19 protein-coding genes, 1 tRNA gene and 1 pseudogene are annotated in these 21,413 nt (G+C 70.4%); 7 read left to right on the top strand and 14 right to left on the bottom strand.

Annotated elements, in window-relative coordinates; all coding sequences use genetic code 11:
* The first annotated feature begins 26 nt into the window (after nucleotides 1-26).
* Nucleotides 27-111, top strand: a tRNA-Leu gene (locus AN216_RS07965).
* Between the two features lie 176 nt (nucleotides 112-287).
* On the opposite strand, the gene AN216_RS07960 is transcribed toward AN216_RS07965, so the two are convergent.
* The gene (locus AN216_RS07960) at nucleotides 288-2,108 is read right to left on the bottom strand and encodes a siderophore-interacting protein (protein ID WP_070195892.1); all 1,821 of its coding nucleotides are present in this window, start codon (nucleotides 2,106-2,108) and stop codon (nucleotides 288-290) included.
* The gene (locus AN216_RS07955; protein WP_212732687.1) at nucleotides 2,108-3,109 is read right to left on the bottom strand and encodes an ABC transporter substrate-binding protein; all 1,002 of its coding nucleotides are present in this window, start codon (nucleotides 3,107-3,109) and stop codon (nucleotides 2,108-2,110) included. The genes AN216_RS07960 and AN216_RS07955 overlap by 1 nt, the downstream gene beginning before the upstream one ends.
* A 55-nt stretch (nucleotides 3,110-3,164) precedes the next feature.
* On the opposite strand from AN216_RS07955, the gene AN216_RS07950 reads away from it, so the two are divergent.
* Genes AN216_RS07950 through AN216_RS07940 form a run of 3 tightly spaced genes read left to right on the top strand, consistent with a single transcriptional unit; the run spans nucleotide 3,165 to nucleotide 6,116 of the window.
* Nucleotides 3,165-4,181, top strand: coding sequence for a FecCD family ABC transporter permease (locus AN216_RS07950; RefSeq protein WP_212732686.1), 1,017 nt, complete (start codon nucleotides 3,165-3,167; stop codon nucleotides 4,179-4,181).
* Between the two features lie 53 nt (nucleotides 4,182-4,234).
* Nucleotides 4,235-5,311: a FecCD family ABC transporter permease gene (locus AN216_RS07945; protein WP_212732685.1), complete on the top strand. Its 1,077-nt coding sequence runs from the start codon at nucleotides 4,235-4,237 to the stop codon at nucleotides 5,309-5,311.
* The gene (locus AN216_RS07940; RefSeq protein ID WP_079166380.1) at nucleotides 5,304-6,116 is read left to right on the top strand and encodes an ABC transporter ATP-binding protein; all 813 of its coding nucleotides are present in this window, start codon (nucleotides 5,304-5,306) and stop codon (nucleotides 6,114-6,116) included. Before AN216_RS07945 ends, AN216_RS07940 begins: the two co-directional genes overlap by 8 nt.
* A 122-nt stretch (nucleotides 6,117-6,238) precedes the next feature.
* Here the strand turns inward: AN216_RS07940 and AN216_RS26640 are convergent.
* From AN216_RS26640 to AN216_RS07925, 3 genes and pseudogenes are all read right to left on the bottom strand, one after another.
* Nucleotides 6,239-6,502 (bottom strand): annotated as a pseudogene (locus tag AN216_RS26640) (MerR family transcriptional regulator); the annotation flags it as partial.
* A 26-nt stretch (nucleotides 6,503-6,528) separates the two neighbouring features.
* Nucleotides 6,529-7,047 (bottom strand): nitroreductase/quinone reductase family protein, encoded by a 519-nt coding sequence (locus AN216_RS07930; protein ID WP_070195888.1) that lies wholly within the window; start codon nucleotides 7,045-7,047, stop codon nucleotides 6,529-6,531.
* A gap of 170 nt (nucleotides 7,048-7,217) precedes the next feature.
* Nucleotides 7,218-8,066, bottom strand: a complete 849-nt coding sequence (locus AN216_RS07925; RefSeq protein ID WP_070195887.1) for a fumarylacetoacetate hydrolase family protein — start codon at nucleotides 8,064-8,066, stop codon at nucleotides 7,218-7,220.
* Nucleotides 8,067-8,180: 114 nt separating this feature from the next.
* On the opposite strand from AN216_RS07925, the gene AN216_RS07920 reads away from it, so the two are divergent.
* Nucleotides 8,181-9,365, top strand: coding sequence for a mandelate racemase/muconate lactonizing enzyme family protein (locus AN216_RS07920; protein ID WP_070195886.1), 1,185 nt, complete (start codon nucleotides 8,181-8,183; stop codon nucleotides 9,363-9,365).
* Between the two features lie 37 nt (nucleotides 9,366-9,402).
* Here AN216_RS07920 and AN216_RS07915 read toward each other — a convergent pair whose 3' ends face one another.
* The 5 genes from AN216_RS07915 to AN216_RS07895 all read right to left on the bottom strand — a co-directional run bounded on the left by AN216_RS07915 (nucleotide 9,403) and on the right by AN216_RS07895 (nucleotide 14,695).
* On the bottom strand, nucleotides 9,403-10,446 hold the full coding sequence (locus tag AN216_RS07915) for a FecCD family ABC transporter permease (protein ID WP_070196107.1): 1,044 nt from the start codon (nucleotides 10,444-10,446) through the stop codon (nucleotides 9,403-9,405).
* 77 nt (nucleotides 10,447-10,523) lie between these two features.
* On the bottom strand, nucleotides 10,524-11,570 hold the full coding sequence (locus tag AN216_RS07910; protein ID WP_070195885.1) for a FecCD family ABC transporter permease: 1,047 nt from the start codon (nucleotides 11,568-11,570) through the stop codon (nucleotides 10,524-10,526).
* A 19-nt stretch (nucleotides 11,571-11,589) separates the two neighbouring features.
* On the bottom strand, nucleotides 11,590-12,636 hold the full coding sequence (locus AN216_RS07905) for an iron-siderophore ABC transporter substrate-binding protein (RefSeq protein WP_070195884.1): 1,047 nt from the start codon (nucleotides 12,634-12,636) through the stop codon (nucleotides 11,590-11,592).
* 377 nt (nucleotides 12,637-13,013) lie between these two features.
* The gene (locus tag AN216_RS07900) at nucleotides 13,014-13,862 is read right to left on the bottom strand and encodes an amidohydrolase family protein (RefSeq protein ID WP_070195883.1); all 849 of its coding nucleotides are present in this window, start codon (nucleotides 13,860-13,862) and stop codon (nucleotides 13,014-13,016) included.
* A gap of 50 nt (nucleotides 13,863-13,912) precedes the next feature.
* A complete protein-coding gene (locus AN216_RS07895) occupies nucleotides 13,913-14,695 on the bottom strand; it encodes an IclR family transcriptional regulator (RefSeq protein ID WP_079166379.1) in 783 nt (260 codons plus the stop codon).
* Nucleotides 14,696-14,837: 142 nt separating this feature from the next.
* Between AN216_RS07895 and AN216_RS07890 the strand changes: the two genes are divergently transcribed.
* Together AN216_RS07890 and AN216_RS07885 are read left to right on the top strand one after the other, a co-directional pair.
* Nucleotides 14,838-15,755: a dihydrodipicolinate synthase family protein gene (locus AN216_RS07890; protein WP_079166378.1), complete on the top strand. Its 918-nt coding sequence runs from the start codon at nucleotides 14,838-14,840 to the stop codon at nucleotides 15,753-15,755.
* Nucleotides 15,752-16,771: a zinc-dependent alcohol dehydrogenase gene (locus tag AN216_RS07885; RefSeq protein ID WP_070195881.1), complete on the top strand. Its 1,020-nt coding sequence runs from the start codon at nucleotides 15,752-15,754 to the stop codon at nucleotides 16,769-16,771. Before AN216_RS07890 ends, AN216_RS07885 begins: the two co-directional genes overlap by 4 nt.
* Before the next feature lie 87 nt (nucleotides 16,772-16,858).
* On the opposite strand, the gene AN216_RS07880 is transcribed toward AN216_RS07885, so the two are convergent.
* The 4 genes from AN216_RS07880 to AN216_RS07865 are packed head-to-tail and all read right to left on the bottom strand — an operon-like array spanning nucleotide 16,859 to nucleotide 21,323.
* Nucleotides 16,859-17,725, bottom strand: coding sequence for an SMP-30/gluconolactonase/LRE family protein (locus tag AN216_RS07880; RefSeq protein ID WP_070195880.1), 867 nt, complete (start codon nucleotides 17,723-17,725; stop codon nucleotides 16,859-16,861).
* Entirely contained in the window at nucleotides 17,722-18,600 is an 879-nt protein-coding gene (locus tag AN216_RS07875; protein ID WP_107401932.1) for an SDR family NAD(P)-dependent oxidoreductase, read from the bottom strand. The genes AN216_RS07880 and AN216_RS07875 overlap by 4 nt, the downstream gene beginning before the upstream one ends.
* A 2-nt stretch (nucleotides 18,601-18,602) precedes the next feature.
* Nucleotides 18,603-19,703 (bottom strand): Gfo/Idh/MocA family protein, encoded by a 1,101-nt coding sequence (locus AN216_RS07870; RefSeq protein WP_070195878.1) that lies wholly within the window; start codon nucleotides 19,701-19,703, stop codon nucleotides 18,603-18,605.
* Nucleotides 19,704-19,739: 36 nt separating this feature from the next.
* A complete protein-coding gene (locus AN216_RS07865) occupies nucleotides 19,740-21,323 on the bottom strand; it encodes a sodium:solute symporter (protein ID WP_070195877.1) in 1,584 nt (527 codons plus the stop codon).
* Nucleotides 21,324-21,413: the final 90 nt, after the last annotated feature.

Below are 21,413 nucleotides of genomic sequence, written 5' to 3'. Positions count from 1 at the left end.
ACGGCGGCGTCCGGGTCGCGACACCTGTCCGGGTGGCGGAATGGCAGACGCGCTAGCTTGAGGTGCTAGTGCCCTTTATCGGGCGTGGGGGTTCAAGTCCCCCCTCGGACACTTACCAGACTCGTGCGGGAACGCATGACAGCGAGCCGCGCTCCACCCTGCCTCCTTCCGGTTGTTCCCCGCGCACGGGGAACAACCGGAACGGGTTACGTCACGCGCGGGCCCCAGACGCCGGGCTCAAGCGTGGCCTGGACGGACCCCTGTCCCGCGGTGTGTGGGTGTCCTTGTCAGCTCGCGCGCAGTTCGATCATGAAAAGGTTCTCCCGCAGCCGCGTGGTGCCGGCCAGCCGCAGTCCCGCCTGCCGGGCCAGTCCGGTCCAATCGTCCAGGGTGCGCTCCCCGCTGGCGAACACGGCGTGCATCAGGAGATCGAAGAGCGCGTCGTGCTCGTCGTCGTCTTCCCCGCTGATCCGCTCCACCAGCGCGATCCGGCGCTCGCCCGCCGCCTGTGCGACCCGCCGCAGGAGGGCCACGGACTCCAGATCCGGCCAGTCGTGCAGCACCTGCGCCAGCAGGTAGACGTCGGCGTCGTCGGGCAGTACTTCGAAGAAGCTCTGGGCCGCGATGTGGACGCGCTCGGCGAGTCCCCGTTCGGCGAGTTCGGCGCGACCGCGCTCGGCCGTGGACGGTAGGTCCAGCAGCGTGCCCGTGGTGCGCGGGTAGGCGGTGAGGATCCGGCCGAGGAGTGCGCCAGTGCCACCGCCGATGTCGAGGACGTGCTCGTCGGTGAGCGCCAGTTGCCGGACGGCGGGGGGCGACCACAGGGATGTCCAGTGGCTCAGCACGTCGTCGAAGGTACGGTTCAGGCGCTCCTCGGAGGCGAGTTCGGCCCAGAAGTCGTGCCCCTTCTCGTACACGAAGGCAGAGGTGCCGGTGCGCAGCGTGTGTGACAGTCCCGGCCAGGAGTCGTCCAGCCGGGAGTAGCCGTTGCGGCGGTCCAGGCGGGTGTGGGCGGCGTCCTCCAACAGGACGGTGCCGAAGGGCGTCAGCCCGACGGTCTCCGTGTCGAGGCTGAGAAGGCCTTCGTGCGCGAGTACGCGCAACAGTCTGTTGAGTCCACCCGGCGTGACGTCCATGACCTTGGCGAGCGCGGCGACGGTGCGGTGGCCGTCGGCCACGTGCTCGGCGAGGTCGAGCGTGACGGCGGCGCGTACGGCGTATGGGACGCCGAGGTCGGTCATGTGGTGCAGCGTGTGCAGGGCCTCACCCATCTCCTGCTGGGTCTGGCCCGCGCGCCAGTAGCCGGCGATGTCCGTGAACCCGGGGGCCACGCCCTTGTCCTGTTTGAACCAGTGGCGCAGTGGCCGCAGCATGCCGGCCTCTCCCGCTGCCCAGGCGTAGACCTGCCCGTCCCGCCACGGTGCCGCCCGTACGGCCGTCATGAGTGCGTCCGGGCCGGCGGTGTCCCGATGTACCCAGCTCAGGTGCAGGTCGGTGGAGTGCGCGAACGTCTGTTCCTCGCTGGCGGAGGGCACCGAGACCACGGCGGTCACCGGAGTGTCCGGAGGCAGCTCCTCGATCCGCCGAGCGATCGCGGGCAGCGCGGTCTCGTCGCCGACGAGGAAGTACCAGTCGATGCCGTCGGGCAGTACGGTCGTGCCGCGTGGACCCGCGACGTGCACCCGCTGGCCGGGAGCCACACGCTGGGCCCACTCGGCCGCCAGTCCGCCGTCGTGCCGGACGAAGTCCAGTTCCAGGCGCCGCTGTTCGGGGTCGTAGCGGCGCGGGGTGTAGTCGCGGGCGCGGCCGAGGGCCTCGCGGGTCCAGTCGAGGTGGCCGTCGGCCTGTGCTGGCGGGGTGAGGGCCGGGGCGTCGCTGGGACTCGAGGCGGCCGAGACGGAGTCGGGAGCGTCGAGGATGACGAGTTTGACGTGGTCGTCGGCGTTCTCAGTGCGGAAGGGTTCGACGGCGTAACCGTTGTGGCGGAAGGCGCCGAGCTGGTCGCCGGTGAGTACCACCCTGCGCATCATCGGTGTGACGTCGAAGGCCGCCAGGACCTCGAGTTCGCGGACGTAGATCGGGTACGGCTGGTGCTCGGGGCCGGCCATCAGGAGGACTTCCCTTCGGGTGTGAACCGCTTGGCGGCGCTGGTGAGTTCCCGCACCTGCTGCTTGGCGGCGGGGAAGGTGTAGATGGTGCCGGAGGTGACGGGGAAGACGTTGTCCACCTTCGCGGCGGGGAGTCGTTGGAAGGACTCGGTTTTCAGGAGCTTGTCCAGATCCGGGGTCTTCCTGCCGTGCAGGTCGACGGAGTAGAGGATCACGTCGGCGTCGTGCAGGTCCGGCAGGTTTTCGGTGGCGAGCTCCGCCACGTACCGCTCCGGCTTCTTGGTGTAGGTGTCGAGGTAGTCGAAGCCAGCGGCGTCGATCCGTTCCCAGGTCAGGGACTTGCTGGTGGAGATCCAGGTCTTGCCGCCCTCGACGTTGAGGTGGACAGCCTTGGCTCGGTCGACCTTCTCGCCGAAGCGACGCTTGACGGCCGTCAGGCTCTCGTCGAGCGCGGTGTTTCGCTTCGCGAAGTCCGTGGACCTGCCGAGCACGTCGGCGAGCTTGGGGTAGTTCCTCCAAACGTCCGTCGGTTCCTTGATCTTGAGGATGACCGTGGGGGCGATCTCCTCCAGTTCCTTGTAGTCGATACTGAGGCCGCCGTGGTCCATGCCGACGATCAGGTCGGGGTCCGCGTTCAGGACCTTCTCCACGTCCACGCCCTCGAAGCTGCCGACCGTGGGTACGTCCTTCACCTTCGCGAAGGTTTTGGCATCGAGTTCCCGCTTGGTGAACTCGCCCTCCAACGCGGCCACGGGCTTGACGCCCATGTCGGCGAGTTCGGTCCCGGTACGCCACAGCGCGACCACGCGTTCGGGGTTGCGGGGGACATCGGCGATGTCGCCGTTGAGGGTGTCCCGCACCGTGCGGGTGTCGGCGCTCGCCCGCTCGCTGCCCCCGCTCGTGCCGCTGGAGTCCGAGTCGCCGCAGGCGGCCAACACCAGCAGGGCTCCCGCGGTCACGGCGGCGCATGCCCCGCGCGTCCTGCGTCTGGTCGTCGTCACGTTCGCTCCCATGGTCCCGAAGGGAAAGGATGGAATTTAGGTTAGGCTAACCTATGTGACATCGAAGCCCTTCCCCGCGGCCCGCCGACTGCCCTTCGCCGCCGGGCTGCTGACGGCGGGTGCCGCCCTCGCCGTCCTGCTCAGCCTCGCGTTCGGGAGCAACGACATCCCGTTCCGCGAAGTACTCTCGGCGCTCTTCACACACGTCGACTCGGCCGAGGCCACGGTCGTCACCTCACAGCGGTTGCCCCGTACGCTCCTGGGCCTCGCGGTCGGCTGCGCACTCGGCATGGCTGGTGCGTTGATGCAGGGTCACACCCGCAACCCGCTGGCCGACCCCGGCCTGTTCGGCGTCAACGCCGGGGCCGCCTTCGCCGTCGCCGGCCTCACCTACGGATTTGGCGTCAGCTCCTCCGGCGTACTCGTCGCCGCCGCACTCGCCGGAGCGGGCGTCGTCGCCACGCTGGTCGCCCTGTTCGGCCTGCGCGGCACCAACCGCGGCGCGCTGGTCATGCTCGCCATTACCGGAACCACCCTGAGCGCGCTGCTCACCGCGCTCACCACCGCTCTGGTCCTGCTGGACAAGCGCACTCTCGACGTCATGCGCTTCTGGCAGGTGGGCGCCCTCGCCGACAGGGACCACGGCATGGCGGTCCTCATCATCCCGCTGCTCGCCGCCGGTTGCCTGCTCGCCCTGGTCAACGCCTTCGCGCTGAACAACCTCGGCCTGGGAGACGACGTGGCCCGTTCGCTCGGCACCCGGGTACGCCGTAGCCGGATCACCGGTATCACCGCCATCACGCTGCTCGCCGGACCCGCCACCGCCCTCTGTGGACCCGTCGCTTTCCTCGGCCTGGTGGCCCCGCACACCGCCCGCCTGTTCGCCCGGCACGATCAGCGATGGCTGGTGCCGCTCTCCGGACTGACCGGGGCCATCGTGCTGCTCGTCGCCGACACCGTCGGCCGTGTCAGTGCCCGCCCCGGCGAACTCCAGGCCGGCATCGTGATGGCCGCCGTCGGTGCTCCCGTGCTCCTCGCGCTCACCCGCCGCCGCAAGCTGGTGGCGCTGTGAGGCCCCGGACGACGGCGGCGTCGACCGCGGCTCGTCGGTATCGGCCGCCGAAGGTGACGAGCGGGCCGCGGTTCGCGCTGGACCCGCGCCGTGGGATACGTCTCGGCCCCGTCGCCCTGACGCTGCGCCCCCGTGCGTTCCTGGCTGGCACGGTGACCGTCGCCGTACTGCTGGTGTTGTGCGGCGTCTCCGTGTTCACCGGCAGCTTCGACGTGCCCGCCGACCGCGTACTGGCGACGCTCGCCGGAAACGGCGAGAGCGTGGAGAGGCTCGTGGTCCTCGATCACAGGCTGGCCCGCGTGCTGGCGGCCGTCCTTGTCGGCGCCGCGCTCGGCTGTGCCGGGGCACTGACCCAGTCCGTCACTCGCAACCCCATCGCCAGTCCGGATCTGCTCGGCGTGACCGGCGGCGCCAGCTTCTTCGCGGTGTTGCTGGTCACCCAACCCGCGATCGCCTCCCGTACGGGTGAGCACGCCGCGGCGGAGCTTCTCGCCCCGATGGCGGTCCTCGGTGGATTGGCCACCACCGCTCTTATCCTGGCCCTTTCCTGGCGCGGGGGGTTTGACGGACTGCGGCTCATCCTGGTCGGCCTGAGTATCAACTCCCTCGCGCTGTCCGGGGTCTCCTGGCTGCTGACCCGTGCCGAACTGGAGCAGGCGCAGGTCGCCACCCGTTGGCTGACCGGTTCGCTGAATGGCGTACGACTACCCGACGTCACCCTGATGACGCCGGTGGTGCTGTGTGGGTTCCTCGCTTGCGCCGTGCTCGCCCGCGACGTGGCAGCCCTGCGGTTGGGCCGCGAGGTGGCGCCGACGCTGGGCACCGCACCGGGGCGTACGGAGGCGCTGGCGCTGTTCGTTGCCGTCGTCCTCGTCTCCGGTGCCACGGCTGTTGCTGGGCCGATTGCCTTTGTGGCGTTCGTCGCGCCGCAGGCCGCGATGCGCGTCTTCCGTACGCCGGGCCCGCCACCGCTCGCCGCTGGCCTGCTCGGAGCATTGCTTGTGCTGGCTGCTGACATGACGGCCCAGCGGCTGCCCGCGGAACTCCCGGTGGGTGTGCCGACGGCCATCCTCGGCGCGCCGTACCTCCTGTACCTGTTGAACCAACATCGGCGGAGAACAAGTGTGTGAACCAAGTCCCCTGAGCGTGCACGGTGTCAGCGCCGGTTACGGGAAGCAGACCGTGCTCGCCCGACTGTCCCTGGAGATACCCAGGGGGCGGGTCACCACCGTCATCGGGCCCAACGGTTGCGGCAAGTCGACGCTGCTGCGGGTCCTCGCGCGGCTGTTGACGCCGACCGCCGGGCACGTGCTGCTGGAGGGAGAACCGCTCGGCGCGTTCCGCCCGCGTACCCTCGCCCGGAAGTTGACCATGCTGCCGCAGAATCCCGTGGCCCCGGAGAGCATGACCGTGTCCGAGCTGGCCGCGCGCGGCCGGCAACCGCACCAGCCGTGGTACCGCCGTTGGGACCCCGAGGACGACCGGATCGCGGCCGAGGCGATGGCCGCCACTGGCGTCGAAGCGTACGCCGACACCCCGCTGGAGGAACTCTCCGGCGGACAGCGGCAACGGGCCTGGGTCGCCATGGCACTCGCCCAGCAGACCGAGCTGATGTTGTTGGACGAGCCCACCAACCACCTGGACCTCGCGCACGCGGTCGAGGTACTCGACCTGGTCGTACGGTTGTGCCGGGAGACCGGCCGCACCATCGTCGTGGTGCTGCACGACCTCAGCCTCGCGGCCCGCTACACCGACCACCTGGTGGTGCTGAAGGACGGCGAACTCCGTGCGCAGGGCCCGCCGCGGGAGACCATGACACCGGAACTGCTGCTGGACGGCTTCGGGTTGCGCGCGCATGTCTTCGACGATCCCGAGGACCGGTTGCCCACCGTGGTCCCTGCCCGCACCGCCCAGCGGTTCGAGGGCGCCGCGTGACACGGGGACCCGTGGAGGTCATGATTCCGTGCTGACCTGTCGCGCAGGAGTTCGGTCTGGACCGCGAGGTTGTCGCGTAGGTGCCGGAGCGCGGTGAGGCGCTCATCGAGTACGCGGAGTCGCTGCTGATAGACCTCCAGTGCCGGCGCGCAGGGCGCTCGATCCATATCAGCCGCGGCGAGGCAGGGCCCGAACTGCCGGATGTCGGCGACCGACAGGCCGGCGCTGAGCAGCTGGCGCAGTCGGGCGACGAGGCGAACGGCGTCGTCGCCGTAGCTGCGGTAGCCGTTCGGGTCACGGTGTGGGGTGAGGAGGCCGTGCTGCTCGTAGTACCGCAGTGAGCGCGCGCTGACTCCGGTGCGCAGCGCGAGTTCGCCGATGCGCATCCCGCGGTTTCCGGGTTCGTTGGGTGTCATGGCGTCAGTGTGCCGTGCTCGGGCGTGCCCGCTCCCTCGCGCGGGCGCTCGAGCAGGAGGATCGGGATCTCCCTGCCGGCGGTCGCTTCGAACTCGGCGAACGTCGGCACCAGCGTGACCTGTCTGGTCCAGATCCGCTCACGCTCCACCCCTTCGGTGAGTCGCGCCGTCACCGGCACCTCTTGCTCGCCCGTTTCGACCACGGCCCGCGGATGCGCCACCAGGTTGTGGAACCAGGCCGGAGGACGTGGACTGCCGCCGTACGTGGCGAAGACGGCGAAGTCCCCGCCGACCGGCTGGTACATCAGGGGATTGATCCGCTCGCGACGGGTCTTGGCCCCCGTATTCCGCACCAGGATGATGGGTACGCCCCGGTGCTCATCGAATCCGGGTAGCAAGGGTGGGACCGGACGGCCGGTGGCGAGGTCCTCCTCCGTGCTCCAGCGCACGTGTCCGGCGTTCGAGCGGAACTCGGCGATGACGCGTTCGTTCCAGCTGTTGATGTCAGGAAGCATGCACGCAACGTACGACCTTGACATCAGTGTCAAGGTCAAGCCCGGCGCAGGCTCACGGATTCCGGTGGCCCACTCACCATGGATGGCGTCCGTGGCCGCCCACGGGCCTGCCGTGACGTCCTGGCCTCACCCGCGGCATCCACGTGGTGACGGCTTGCGCGGCGCGCGCGTCAGGCCCGGGCGACCCGTTGACGCTGCCGGCCCAGCCGGTCGATCTCCAGCTCGACGACATCGCCCTCCGCCAGATACGGGATGTCCGGTGAGCCCATCGCGACGCCGGACGGCGTGCCCGTACTGATGACGTCGCCCGGCTCCAGCACCATGAACTGGCTCAGGTACCAGACGATGTGCCGCACGTCGAAGATCATGTCGGCGGTCGTGCTGTCCTGGCGCCGCTCGCCGTTGACCCAGAGCCGCAGGCGGAGGTCCTGTGGATCGCCGACCTCGTCCGGCGAGACGAGCCATGGGCCGAGCGGGTTGAACGTCTCGCAGGACTTGCCCTTGACCCACTGGCCGCCCCGCTCGAGCTGGAAGGCCCGCTCGGACACGTCGTTCGCGACGGCGTAGCCAGCGATGTGCCGGGGTACGGAGTCGGGCCCGGGGAGGTAGCGGGCCGTACGGCCGATCACGACGGCGAGTTCGACCTCGTAGTCGGTCCGTTCGCTGCCGCGCGGGATCAGCACCGTGTCCTGGGGCCCGACGACGGTGTTGCTCGCCTTCATGAAGACGACCGGTTCCTCGGGTATGTCGGCACCGCTCTCGACCGCGTGCTTGCGATAGTTCAGCCCGATGCACACCACCTTGCCGGGGCGGACGACCGGCGCGCCGACGCGCAGGCCGTCGAGCGCGACGCCGGGCAGCTCGCCGGCGTCCAACGCGTCCCGCACCCGTGGGGCCCAGTCGCCGGCTAGGAAGTCGGCCGTGATGTCGCTCGTCAGACCGCGCAGGTCGTACGCGCCGTCACCGTCCAGCGCCACCGGGAACTCCGCCCCCGGGTCACCGACTCGAGTCACCCGCATCTGTCCTCCTTCTCAGGGCCGCGGCCTGGACATGTGGCCTCTTGACGGCCGTCGCGGCTTCCACGAACATAGCAGAAACAGAACAGTGTTCGGCATCACCGAATGGAGACTTTCGTGCTCACCGTGAACCAGACCCGCCCCACGACGGGAGCCGGGCGCATCAGCAAGGTAGAGACGCTGAGCCTCGGCACGTCCTGGCGGGACTTCAGCTACGTCCGCATCAGCACTGACGAGGGCCTGGTCGGAGTCGGTGAGATCACCCATCCCTTCCGCGGTGTCGAAACCTGCGCGCTGGCGCGCAACATGGCCGAGCGGCACCTCATCGGGGCTGACCCCTTCGACACCGAGGAGATCTGGCTCCGGATGTACCAGGGCGACTTCCTGCGCGGCGGGGACGTCGGCGGCATCGTGGTGAGCGGGGTCGACCAGGCGCTGCACGACATCCAGGGCAAGTTCCTCCAGGTCCCGGTCTATCGGCTGATCGGCGGCGCCTGCCGGGACGAGATCCCCGTGTACGCGAACGGCTGGTACACCGGCGAGCGTACGCCCCAACGCTTCGCCGAGCTCGCCCGTGACACCGTCGCCCTCGGCTACTCCGCCCTCAAGCTCGACCCCTTCGGCGCCGGGATGGGCGAGCTCAGCCGCGCCGAGCGCCGGCTGTCCGTCGACCTGATCGCCGCAGTGCGCGAGGCGGTCGGCCCGGAGGTCGAGCTGTTCGTCGAGGGGCACGCCCGCTTCGCGGTGCACGAGGCCGTACGGATCGCCACCGCCCTGGAGCCGTACGACATCGGCTGGTTCGAGGAGCCGCTGCCGTGGACGCACATCGCGCGCTACCGCGATGTCGGCGCGCGTACGACGATCCCGATCTCCGGGGGCGAGCACTTCCACAACCGCTACGAGTACGCGCCGCTGTTCGAGCACGACGCCGTCAACATCGTGCAGCCCGACCTCAGCATGGTCGGCGGCTACACCGAGATGCGGAAGATCGCCGCGATCGCCGAGATGCACTCGATGGTGGTGGCGCCGCACAACTCCAACTCGCCGTTCTGCACGACCGCCACGGTGCACGCGGCTGCTGCCACCCCGAACTTCAAGATCCTGGAGACCTTCGACAGCCTCCTCGAGCCGTACGTCTTCGAGGCGCTGCGCGGCTGTGTGCCGGTCGAGAACGGCCGTGCGCCACTGCCGACCGCGCCCGGGATCGGGATCGAGCTGGACGACGACGTATTCGCCGAGCACCCGCCGACGGGCGGCTTCTGGAACATGTTCGCCCCGGGCTGGGAACTGCGGAGCCGCTGAGACTACGGTTCCCCGCCCGTCGCTCCCAGGCCGCCGCTCACAGTGTGCCGCGGCGCCACTCCCGTATCAGCAGGTAGCCGAGATAGACGCCGCCGACGGCCATCGTGTAGATGCCGACGGGAAGTTCGTCGAACCAGGGCAGTTGCTGCGCCGCCAGGTCCGCGACGGCCATCAGGAGCGCACCGACGAGAGCGGCGAGGGTGAGGTGCGGACCCGTGCCGCGGGTGACGCGTTTCGCGATCTGCGGCGCGGTCAACGAGATAAAGGCGATGGGCCCCGCGACGCTGACGGCACCGGCGGACAACACGATCGACAGCGTGACGGCGATCGTCTTCGTCCGGGCCGGGTGGGCTCCGAGCGCGCCGGCGAGGTCGTCGCCCATCTCTCCGACGGCCAGCGGCCGTGAGACGAGGGCGACGAGGGGGACGAGGAGCGTGACGATGACCCAGATGGTGACCGCGTCGCCCCAGTCGCGGGTGGAGAGGCTGCCGTGGATGTAGGCGTTCAGCGCGGTGGCCTTGTCCCGCTCGACGGCGTAGACGACGTACTGCGTGATCGCGTTGGCGATCGCGGCGACGCCGATACCGGCGACGACGAGCCGCCCCCGGCTGCGGAAGCCCGCACCCGTCGACACGTACACCAGCGCCATGGCGCCCGCGGCGCCGAGGACGGCACCGACCGGTACGGGCACGCTGCCGGCCAGCAGCAGCGCGGCCAGCGCGGCACCCGCACCGGCGCCCGCGTTGAGACCGATGATGTCGGGGCTGCCGAGCGGGTTACGGGTGACGGACTGGAACAGGGCACCGGAGACGCCGAGTGCCGCGCCGACACCGATCCCGACGACGAGCCGTGGCCCCCGCAGTCTCTCCAGTACGAAGCTCTCCTTGACCCCCGCGTCCCCGCCGAACGCGTCGAGCAGTCCGGACACCGGGATGCCGAGGCTGCCGAGGCTCAGCGTGGCGACGGCGGTGGCGACGAGGAGCAGGACCAGCACGATGGCCGTGACGACGGATATCCGACGAACCGGCAGGGCCACGGTGTCGCCGAGGGTGAGGCAGCCGCGTGGCCCGGGCCGGTGCACGGGAGTGCCGTCGTCCGGCCGATCCGGTCCGGTCGCGTGCCGGGTGGGCGGTTCCACCCGCGAGGTGGTGTTCTGGGTCAAGAGGCACCCTTCATCCTGCGTACCGCGTAGAGCAGTGCGGGCGCGCCGATGAACGCGGTGACGACGCCGACCATGAGTTCCTGCGGGCGCAGTACGATCCGGCCCACGACGTCCGCGAGAAGCAGCAGGGCCGGGCCGGCGATGGCGGAGAAGACGATCTGCAGCCGGAAGTCCACGCCGATCAGCGCGCGTACCACGTGCGGTACGGCGAGGCCGACGAAGGCGACCGGGCCGACGGCGGCGGTCGCGGCGGCGCTGAGGAGGGTGGCGGAGACGAGTCCGGCGCCGCGCACCAGCCCGGGGCGCGAACCGAGGGCGCTGGCCGTGTCGTTGCCGAGTGCCAGCGCGTTGAGGCTGGGGCCGAGGAGCACGGCGAGGAGGAAACCGCCGACGGCGAACGGCAGGACCGAGAAGAACACGTCGAAGTCCCGCCCGCTGAGGGCGCCGACGACCCAGTAGCGGTAGCTGTCGAAGACCTGTGGCTTGCTCAGTGTCACGGCCTGGACGTACGCGGTCAGTACGGCGGACAGCACCGCGCCCGCGAGGACCAGTCGGACGAGGTTGGTACTGGTCCCCGCCGAGCCGAGCGCGTGCACCAGGACGCCGGCGAGGAGGGCGCCGGGCAGCGCCCACCACATGGTGGCGGTGCTGCCGGAGGCGCCCAGGAACGCGGTGGCGGTGACGACGCTCGCGGACGCGCCGGCGTTGATGCCCAACAGGCCGGGCTCGGCCAGCGGGTTGCGGGTGACGCCCTGCATGAGGGAGCCCGCCACGGCGAGGCAGAGTCCGGCGAGGACACCGATCGCCGTCCTGGGGTAGCGGCTCTCCACGATGGTGGTGACGTTGCTGTCAGCGGTGCCGCGAAGGACGTCGACGACGTCGCCGAACGTGGTGTGGCTGCTGCCGTACACGAGGCTCGCCGCGCAGGCGAGCAGGAGGACGACGAGTCCTCCGGCGAGGACGAGCGCCCGTCGGGCGGCGCGCGCACCACGTGAGGTGCGCGCGCCGCCCGACGGGGTGTGCGTCGAGGTGACGGTGGTCATGAAGTGGTTCCGGCGTGCCTCACTTGTCGAGCTTCTCGAGGGCCTTGTCGATCATCGGCGTGTAGCGGTCGATCACCCAGGGCACGGTCAGCGGGTTGATCTGGGAGGACGCCGTGACGAAGGAGTTGTCGTCACTCGCGACGACAGCGCCCTTCTCGATGGCCGGAATCTTCGCGTACAGCGGCTGCTTCTCGATCTCCTCGCGGTTCTTCTCGTCGCTGTAGAAGGTGAAGATCAGGTCGCTGTCCTTGAGCTTGTGGGCGTTCTCCAGGCCGATCAGGGCCGAGTCCGTGCCCTTGGTCTCCTCGAATTCCTTCACGACGGGGTCGACCTTGAGACCGAGTGAGGAGACCATCTCGGCGCGCTGTTCGGTGGGCTTGAAGACGCCGAGGGTTCCGGGGCCGTCGTTGTAGATGTACGAGAACGAGACGTCCGCGTACTCCGGGTGCTTCTCGGCCGCCTTCGCGAACTGCCGCTCGATGTCCGTCTTCAGGCCGTCCGCCTGCTTCGTCTTGCCGAGGGCCTTGCCGATCAGGTCGATCTGCTCGTCCCAGTCGGTGCTCCAGGCCTCTCCCGGGTAGGCGACGGTGGGCGCGATGTCGTTCAGGACGTCGAACTGCTTCTGGGTGATGCCGGACCAGGGAGCCAGGATGACGTCCGGCTCCAGCTTGAGGATCTCCTCGACGTCCAGGTTCTCGCCGCCCTGGAACTGCTTGGGCAGCTTGTCGCCCTTCTTCTTCACCGCCTCGTGGACCCACGGCAGATGACCGGTCTTGTCACTGCCCCACTTGTACTCCTCCACGCCCACGGGCGTGGTCCCGAGCGCGATGGAGGTCTCCGCCGAGCCCTGGCCGAGCGTGACGACGCGCTTGGGCTCCTCTTCGATCTTGGCCGATCCGAGGGAGCTGTTGAGGGTGACCGGGAAGGCGTCCCCGCTCTTGTCCGAGGAGTCTGAGGTGTCCTGGTCACCGGAGGAGCCGCAGCCGCCGACGACGAGTGCGAGCGTGAGCGCGGCCGCTGAGGTGGCGACAGCCTTTCGGCGCGCGCGGGTGAGCCAGGGAGACATGGACGTTCCTCATCGTTGGTACGGCGGGCGGAAGCCCCGGAGAGTAAACTTAGGTAAGCCTAAGCTAGGCATGCGGGGCTTTCAACCTCCCCCTCGGGACTCCGCCGGCTCCCCTCCGGCCGGCGAGGTCCCGCGCCTGGTGAGGCCAAGGCGGCACGGCCGCCCCGCTGAGTCGCAAGGGGCTTGCCCTCGGTGCGAACGGCCGGACGGCGAGGGGGAGTTCGACTGGTCGGCGGCCGCCGTCGGAGAGCGTGGTGTGCGTAGGCGGGCTGTTCGCGGGGTGGTGGACCGAACCGCGGCGCCGACCCGCGCCACCGAAACGCGGTACGGGCGCACTTGGTGGTGCCCGACGGCCGTACCTGTCAGGGCGCGCGGGGTCAGCCGTCGTTCAGGCCCAGCAGGGCGAGCGAGTCGCGGCTGATCATCGACTCCAACCGCGCCTCGTCGATGCCGTGCAGGCCGGCCGGACTGGGGATGCGCGCCACCGCGCGCAGCCCGGCGACCGAGTCGTCGACGGTGGTGAACGGATAGTCGCTGCCGAACAGCAGCTTGTCCCACACGCCGTACTCCTGCACCAGCATCAACGCCCGCCACAGCTGGTACGGGCGGTAGTGCAGGGCGCTCACGTCCGCGTAGACGTGCTGGTGTTTGCGGATCACCGCGATGCACTCGCCCTCGTACGGATGACCCAGGTGCGCCAGGATGAGCCGCTGTTCGGGGAAGCGTCGCGCGACCCGGTCGGCGAGGACCGGTCGCGCGTACTCCAGCGGGGCCTGCGAGACGAAGGTCGTGCCGGTGTGCATGAGCACGGGCAGCCCGTGGTCGCTGGCGTACGTCCACAGCGGGTCGAGGCGCTCGTCGCCCGGGTCGAAGCCCGCGTACATCGGCATCAGCTTGATGCCGCGCAGCGCCAGGGCGCGGTGGCCGTGGCGCATCTCGTCCTGCCAGCCGGGCTGGGTGGGGTCGAGCGCCATGAAGCCGACGAGGCGGTCCGGGTGCTCGGCGACGTACGCCGCGACGGACTCGTCGTCGACCCACAGGTCGGACAGGCGTGCCTTGCCGCCGAAGACGATGGTCCGGGAGTCGGACGGTGCCGAGGCCGCGTACTCCTGCCAGCGCACCGTGAGGTCGACCTCGTCCGAGCGGGCGCGGCCGGCCTGGGCGAGGAAGTCGGGACCGAGATGGTCGGGGCAGCCGAAGAGATGGCTGTGGACATCGACGATCATGTTTCGTTCCGTATCAGAGAACAGTGTTTTCCAGTACGGTACCGGCTGGCCTAGCTCCAACCAAGGCGCGCGGAGATGCGATGCGCGCACTCGCGCACCAGCTCGCCCAGTTCGTGGATGCGCTCCTCGGTGACGTCCAGCTTCAGGCCGGTCACGCTGATCGCGCCCGCGCACTCTCCGCGGTGGTTGCGGGCGACGGCGCCGACGCAGTAGACGCCGTCGGCGTCCTCCTCGTCGTCGACCGCGTACCCCCGCCGGCGTACGTCGGCCAGCTGGGCGAGCAGCCGCTCCGGGTCCGTCACGGTCTTCCGGGTGCGCGCGGGCATGCCGACCGAGTCGAGCAGTCGGCGTACGGCGTCGTCGTCGAGTTCCGCGGTGACGGCCTTGCCGAGGCCGCTGCAGTGCGGCAACTCCCGCTGGCCCATGTGGAGGTCGAAGCGGACGGAGCCGGGCGCGTCCACCCGTCCGACGATCACGGCGTGCCCCTGCTCGGGCTTGGCCACCCGGGAGGACATCTGGGTCTCGTCGGTGAGCGCGCGCAGCTCGGGCAGCGCGATGTCGCGGATCGACACCCGGCTCACGGCGAGCTCGCCGTAGCGCGCGAGCGTGAGGCCGAGGAAGTACCGCCGCTGCGTGCCCTCGCCCTCCGAGGAGACCAGTCCGTGCGACTCGAGCGTCTGCAGGGTCGAGAAGGTCGAGCTCTTGGAGCCGCCGGCGATCCGCGCGACCTCCGTCACGGTCAACCCGTCGGTCGCCGCCGCGAGATGCTCCAGGATCAGGGCCGCGCGACTGACGCTGCGGACGTGGTAGCGCTCATCGATTCCGTTCGTCATCACCGAACAAAGTTTGCTTGACCCCGTCCGTCGAGGTCAATCCGGGTCGCTTGACCGCAACGGCCGCCAGTCACTATGGTTCGGTTCTACGAAATAGAGTTCGGCATTACAGAACATTCGCACACAAAGAACGGTGGCTTCGGTGTCTTCCACTGCCGTGCCCGACCTTCGGGGTGTCCTTCCCGTCCTGGCCACTCCCTTCACCCAGGAGCGGACGATCGACGAAGGCGCGTTGCGCGCGGAGGTCGACTGGGTCCTCGACTCCGGCGCCGACGGCGTCGTCGTCGCCATGGTCTCGGAGATCCTGCGGCTCGCGACCGACGAACAAGAAGCACTCGGCGAGTTGGTGTGCTCCCATGTCGCCGGGCGCGGGCCCGTCGTGCTGAGCGTCGGCGCGGAGAGCACGCACGTCGCGTTGCGCCTCGCCCGTCGCGCCGAGGCCGACGGCGCGAGCGCCCTGATGGCGATCCCGCCGCTGACCGTGGCGTGCGGCGCCGAGGAGGCGGGGACGTACTTCCGCGCGCTCGCCGACGCGACCTCGGTGCCGCTGATCGTCCAGGACGCCAGCGGATACGTCGGCGAACCGCTGTCCCTGGACCTGCAGGCACGGCTGCTGCGTGAGTACGGCGCGGAGCGCGTGCGCTTCAAGCCCGAGGCGATCCCGATCGGGCCGCGCCTGAGCATGCTGCGCGACGCGACGGACGGACGGGCGCGGGTCTTCGAGGGCAGCGGGGGAGCGGCACTCGTCGACAGCCACGCGCGGGGCGTCGTCGGCACCATGCCGGGCCCCGACCTGGTCTGGGCGATCCGCGCCCTGTGGGACGCGCTCGAGGCGGGCGACCACGCCCGGGCCCGGGCGATCGACGAGGCGCTGAGCCCGCTCATGTCCCTGGTGACGTCGCTCGGCTCGTACGTCGCGTTCGAGAAGCACTTCCTCGTACGCCAGGGCGTCCTGCCGTCGTCACGCGTACGCGAACCGCTCGGCTTCACCCTCGACGAGGAGACCCGGCGGCGACTCGACGAACTGTTCGACCGACTGAGTGGGGTGGTGAGGGCATGAAGGCCGTTGTCCTGAAGGAGTTCGGCACCATGGCGGTCGAGGACGTCGATACGCCGACCCCCGGACCCGGAGAGATACGGCTGCGCGTCCGACTGACCGGCATCTGCGGCTCCGACCTGCACGGCTTCACCGGCACCAACGGGCGGCGCGTACCAGGGCAGGTGATGGGCCACGAGACGGTCGGGGTGGTCGAGTCCGTGGGCGACGGCGTCGACCTCCCGCTCGGGGCCCTCGCGACCCTCAACCCGGTGGTCGGCTGCGGCACGTGCGGGGCGTGCGAGGCGGGCACCGAGCAGTACTGCGCCACCAAGCGCGTCATCGGTGTCGATCCGACGCGGACGGCGAGCTTCGCGGAGTACGTCGTCGCCCCCGCCGCGAACGTCATCACGCTGCCCGCCACCATGCCGGAGGAGTACGGCGCGCTCATCGAGCCGCTCGCGGTCGGGTACCACGGCGCGCGGCGCGGCTCCGTCGGCCCGGACGACCGGGTGCTCGTGCTGGGTGGTGGCCCCATCGGGCAGGCCGTCGCGCTCGCGGCCCAGCGGTTGGGGGCCGCCCGCGTGGTCGTCAGCGAGCCGCACGAGGGGCGGCGTGCCCTGTGCCGGGCGCTCGGCTTCGAGGTGATCGACCTCGCCGCGGGCCCGGTCGGGGAACAGGTGACGGAACTTCTGGACGGCCCGGCGAGCGTCGCACTCGACGCCGTCGGAGCCTCCGCGACGGTGGCCGACGCCTTCGCCGCCACCGCCCTCGGCGCTCGGGTCGTGCTCGTCGGAATGGCGGCGCCCCGCCTGGAGTTGGACGCGTTCGCGGTCAGCACCGGCGAGCGCTCGCTGATCGGCGCCTTTACCTACACCGCGCGCGATTTCGCCGAGACGGCCCGGTGGGTCGGCGGCGAGCCGCCGCAGCTCGCGGACCTGGTCGAGCGCACGGTGCCGGTCGAGCGGGCGCCCGCGCAGTTCACCGAACTGGCCGCCGAGTTGGGGGTCGCGGGCAAGGTCCTCGTCCGGTTCTCCTGATCGCGCCGACGCCCGCCCGGCGGTGCGTACGGACTGATCCGCCCGGTGGTGTACCGCCGGGCGGATCAGTCCGTGGAGCGGGGCGGATCAGCCGGTGTACGGCAGAGCGGGCAGACCCCTGACCCCCGGCCGTACCGCGAACACCGCCCCGGCGGCCGGCTCCGCGCCGACCGGCAGGCCCGTACGGGACGTGGTGACGTAGAGCGTGTCCAGCTCGGGCCCGCCGAACGTACACGCGCTCACCTGCGAGGCCGGGACGTCGACGACCCCGTCCAGGGTGCCGTCCGGCGCGTACCGGCGCACCCGCGAACCGCCCCACAGCGCCACCCACACGCCGCCCTCCGCGTCGACGCACAACCCGTCGGGCAGGCCGGCGCCGTCCTCGAACACCGCGAAGGGCCGCCGCGCGCGCAGGCCGGCCCCGCGGTCGTAGGCGAAGACGTCGGTACGCCCCGTCGTCGTGTCGTTGTAGTACGCGAGGCTCCCGTCGGCGCTGAAGCCGAGCCCGTTCGACACCGTGACCCCGTCCAGCACGACCTCGGGCGTGCCCTCCTCCGCGCCCGGCGCCAGCCGGTACAGCGAGGCGGCCCCCGGCGTGGCGTCGTAGGCCATCGAGCCGCAGTAGAAGCGCCCGTCGGGATCGCACCCGCCGTCGTTGAACCGCACCGCGGGATCGGCCCACACCTCGCCGAGGGACCGTACGTCCGCGAGGTCGTCGCGGGAGGCGAGTGCGAACGAACGCTCCAGCGCGAGCACCGCGCCGCCACCGACGCGTGGCCGCAGCGCCGCCGCCACCCTGCCGACGTGCGTACGCGACACTGAGCCGTCGTCCTCACGCAGGGTCAGCACGTCCCCGGCGAGCATGTCGACGTACCGCAGTCCGCCCCAGGCCGGCCACCAGACCGGGCCCTCGCCGTGTTCCGCCTCGACGGCGGTGACCTGCTCCGCCCTCACGACCGTTCCTCTCCCGCGCCGCGTGCACCATCCGCGCCGTGCTGCTCCGCGTCCCGCGCCTCGAGCGCGTTGACGTAGGGCCTCATGAACTGCATCCGCGGCAACTGGCTCGCGAGCACGCCGCCGTCGACGACGACGCTCTGCCCGGTGATGTACGAGCCCGCGTCCGAGGCCAACAGCAGCAGCGCGCCGACGAGTTCACGCGGCGAGCCGAAGCGGTGCCGTAGTGGGATGTGTTCGCGGTAGTACGCCTCGAAGGCCGAGCGCTCCAGCTCGAAGTCGGCGTCGATGCCGGTCTCGATGACGCCCGGCGCGATCGCGTTGACCGTGATGCCGTGTTCGCCGAGCTCCAGCGCCAGCGACTGGGTGAGCTGCTCCAGTCCCGCCTTCGAGGCGTTGTACGCGACCAGGCCCGGCTCGCCGACGATGCCGTTCTTCGAGGACAGCATGACGATACGCCCCTGCACCCCTCGGTGGATCATGTGCTCGGCGGTACGCCTGCTGAGCAGGAACGGCGCGGTGAGGTTGGTCGTCAGGGTCGTGTGCCAGTCGTCCGGATCGACCTCGTTGAAGCGGCTGAGCCGGGCGACGCCCGCGCAGTTGACGAGCACGTCGACCCGGCCGACCTCCGCCCACACCGCGTCGACGAAGCCGAGAAGTTCCTCCGGACGGGAGAGGTCCTGTTCGCGCACCGTGGCCCGCCGGCCGGTGCCGCGGATCTCCTCGGCCAGTGTCGCCAACCGCTCGGACCCGGGCCGATCGCTCAGTACGACATCGGCCCCCGCCTCGGCGAGGCCCAGCGCGAGCACGCCGCCGATGCCGCCGGCGGCGCCGGTGACCAGACACGTCCTGCCCGACAGGTCGAAGATCTTCACGGTCACCACCCTCGCGGATCGGGGACGTCGACCGCCGCTCCCCGCGCCGCGACCGACTCGGTAGCCAGGATTCCGGGCAGCGTGTAGTCGAGGCCGCGGTACACGTCGATCGGCGAGGGCCGCTCCCCGCGCACGGCCGCCAGGAACTCCGGCAGCATCCAGTACTCGCTGGTCCCGTGGTCGCTGACGGCCGCCTCCGACGGCGCGGCGAGACGCTCGGGGACGTAGCGCTCGGCGAAGTCGTCGAGGTCGTGCCATCGCGCGGCGTCGTAGCATCCGGAGCGCTCGTGGGAGTCGGCCAGCCACACCTTGCCGCGGTCGCCGTTGCCGCGCCAGGACTCGTAAGCCCCGGCGGTGCCTTGGAGCGCGTAGTAGGCCATCTGGTGCGGCCGTGGCGAGGTGTGGTCGACCCGGACCCGCAGGGTGCGGCCCGCGTCGGTGCGCAGCTGGAGCAGGTGCATCACCGGAGCCGACACCTCCGGGTCGAACCGCCCGCCGGGCACCGCGACCGCGCTCACGGAGGCGACCCGGTCGTCGGTGACGTACAGCAGCGGGCCGATGCTGTGGGTGCAGTAGACGCCGATACGGCCGTCGGCTCGCCAGGTCAACGAGCCGTCCTCGGCGTACCAGAGGTCCCGGCAGTCGTGCAGGTACTCCGCCTCGGCGTAGTAGACCTCGCCGAACCGGCCGTCGGCGTACATCCGTCGGGTCAGCTCGACCTCGTCGAGATAGCGGTAGTTCTCCGCGAGCATGTAGACCGCGTCACTCGCGCGTACGGCCGCGACCAGCGCCCGCGCCTCGGCGAGCGTCGTGCACGCGATGACCTCGCTCAGCACGTGCTTGCCGGCCGCGAGGGCCTGCACCGCGTGCTGGCTGTGGTAGGGCACGGGGGAGGCGATCACGACCGCGTCGATGTCCGAGTCGAGCAGCTCGGCCATACTGGGCGCGTACGTCGCCCCCGCCTCGGCGGCCACCTCCCGACCGCGTACCTCGTCGGTGTCGTGGAGGGCCGTGACGCGGGCGCCGCCGACCACCTCGCACAGGCGTAGGAAGCTGAGGCCGCGGGTCAGTCCCACGACTCCGAAACGTACGTCCGCGGGCATGCGGGCACTCCTCTCCAGGGACATCCCGGGTGGGGCTCAGGCGAAGGTGACGACGACGCCGAGCGTGGTCAGGAACAACAGCGCGGCGTAGACGCGGTAGTTGACGTACCACGGCTTGCCGGCCAGCTCGCGGGACTCGTCCCGCCACAGCTGCGGACGCCACACGTAAGCCGCCACCTCGTCGTCCGGCAGCGGCTCGGTGGCGAGGCTGACGGTGACGAGCACGAGGCTCGATCCGACGAAGAGGATGGCCGCCGCGTACAGCGCCTGGATGTCGAGCATGCCGTACACCTCGTTGGCGAGCAGCCCGACCGCACCGACGACGAGTCCGCTGAGCAGCGTCCAGAACGCGCCGTGCCGGGTGGTGCGCTTCCACAGCAGGCCGAAGAGGAACACCGCGACGATCGGCGGCACCAGGTACGACAGCACCGACTGCAGGTAGACGAACAGCGTGCCGAAGCGGTGCATCTGGGTGGCCCAGACGGTCGAGACCGCGATGACGCCGGCCGCGGTGGCCCGTCCGATGAGCACGAGCGTGCGCTGCGCGGTGCGCGGACGGTACTTCGCGACGAAGTCCATGGTGAGCAGCGTGGAGGCGGAGTTCAGTACGCCGGCGACCGTCGACATGATGCCGGCGAGCACGGCCGCCAGGACGACGCCGCGCAGGCCGCTCGGCAGCAGGTCCAGGGTCAGGGTCGGGAACGCCTCGTCCGGGTTCGACAGGTCCGGGTAGAGCACCAGCGCCATGCTGCCGGGCAGGATCATGATCGCGATGCCGGTGAGCTTGAGGAAACCGCCGAAGAGCGCGCCGTTGCGGCCGTGGTCCAGGCTCTTCGCGCCGAGGGTCCGCTGGACGATGACCTGGTTCGTACACCAGAAGTAGATCCCGATGACCACCAGACCGGTGAACACCCCGGGCCACGGCACCTGCGCGTCGTCCGCCGGCTGGAAGATGCTCAACTCCCCGCCGGGCGCCGCCCGCTCCACGGCGTCCCAGGACGGGATGGCCGCGAGCGCGGCGAAGAAGACGATGGCGCCTCCGACGAGGAACACGATCGCCTGGATGACGTCGTTGACGGCGACCGACTTGAGGCCGCCGAAGACGGTGTAGACGCCGGTCAGCACCGCCATCACGACGATCGGCAGCCACAGCGGCATGTGCGGGAAGAACGCCTGGAAGACCAGCGCGCCCGCGTACAGCGCGATGGCGCAGTCGATGAAGACGTTGGTCACGATGGTGAAGCCGGACAGTACGACCCGGGACCGCTCGTCGTAGCGACGCTCGAGGAACTCGGGCAGCGTGGAGACCCCGGAGCGCATGTAGAAGGGCAGGAACAGTACGACGAACACGATCAGGATGAGCGCCGGAACCCACTCGTGGCTGTAGAACGCGAGCCCTGAGGAGTACCCGGCGCCGGCCAGGCCGATGAAGGACGCGCCGGAGAGGTTCGTCGCGTACAGCGAGAAGCCGACGACCGGCCAGGTCAGGCTGCGCCCGGCGAGGAAGTACTCGTCGGCGCTCTTCTTGCGCTTGCCCACGTACACGCCGATGAGCAGGGTCAGCACGATGTACAGGCCGACGATGCCCACGTCGAGGTAGCTGATGTCCGTATTGCCCACGTCGCTCCTCCTGAGTCGCACCCCACGCCATGCGTTCGGTTATAGCGACTGTCGTTCGGTATCAGCGAATCATGCGCGGTGGCCTCAATC

The sequence above is a fragment of the Streptomyces oceani genome (assembly GCF_001751245.1).
GTDB classification, from domain to species: domain Bacteria; phylum Actinomycetota; class Actinomycetes; order Streptomycetales; family Streptomycetaceae; genus Streptomyces; species Streptomyces oceani.
The sequence above is the reverse complement of the archived record's forward strand: the minus strand, read 5'-3'. Positions and strand labels throughout refer to the sequence as shown.

Bases quoted from the DNA above. Each gene is read 5' to 3' on its own strand.
- AN216_RS07885 (WP_070195881.1), top strand. From the start codon at position 15,752: ATGAAGGCCGTTGTCCTGAAGGAGTTCGGCACCATGGCGGTCGAGGAC.
- AN216_RS07930 (WP_070195888.1), bottom strand. From the start codon at position 7,047: ATGCTTCCTGACATCAACAGCTGGAACGAACGCGTCATCGCCGAGTTC.
- AN216_RS07870 (WP_070195878.1), bottom strand. From the start codon at position 19,703: ATGCCCGCGGACGTACGTTTCGGAGTCGTGGGACTGACCCGCGGCCTC.
- AN216_RS07900 (WP_070195883.1), bottom strand. From the start codon at position 13,862: ATGATCGTCGATGTCCACAGCCATCTCTTCGGCTGCCCCGACCATCTC.
- AN216_RS07925 (WP_070195887.1), bottom strand. From the start codon at position 8,066: ATGCGGGTGACTCGAGTCGGTGACCCGGGGGCGGAGTTCCCGGTGGCG.
- AN216_RS07895 (WP_079166379.1), bottom strand. From the start codon at position 14,695: ATGACGAACGGAATCGATGAGCGCTACCACGTCCGCAGCGTCAGTCGC.
- AN216_RS07905 (WP_070195884.1), bottom strand. From the start codon at position 12,636: ATGTCTCCCTGGCTCACCCGCGCGCGCCGAAAGGCTGTCGCCACCTCA.
- AN216_RS07960 (WP_070195892.1), bottom strand. From the start codon at position 2,108: ATGGCCGGCCCCGAGCACCAGCCGTACCCGATCTACGTCCGCGAACTC.
- AN216_RS07910 (WP_070195885.1), bottom strand. From the start codon at position 11,570: ATGACCACCGTCACCTCGACGCACACCCCGTCGGGCGGCGCGCGCACC.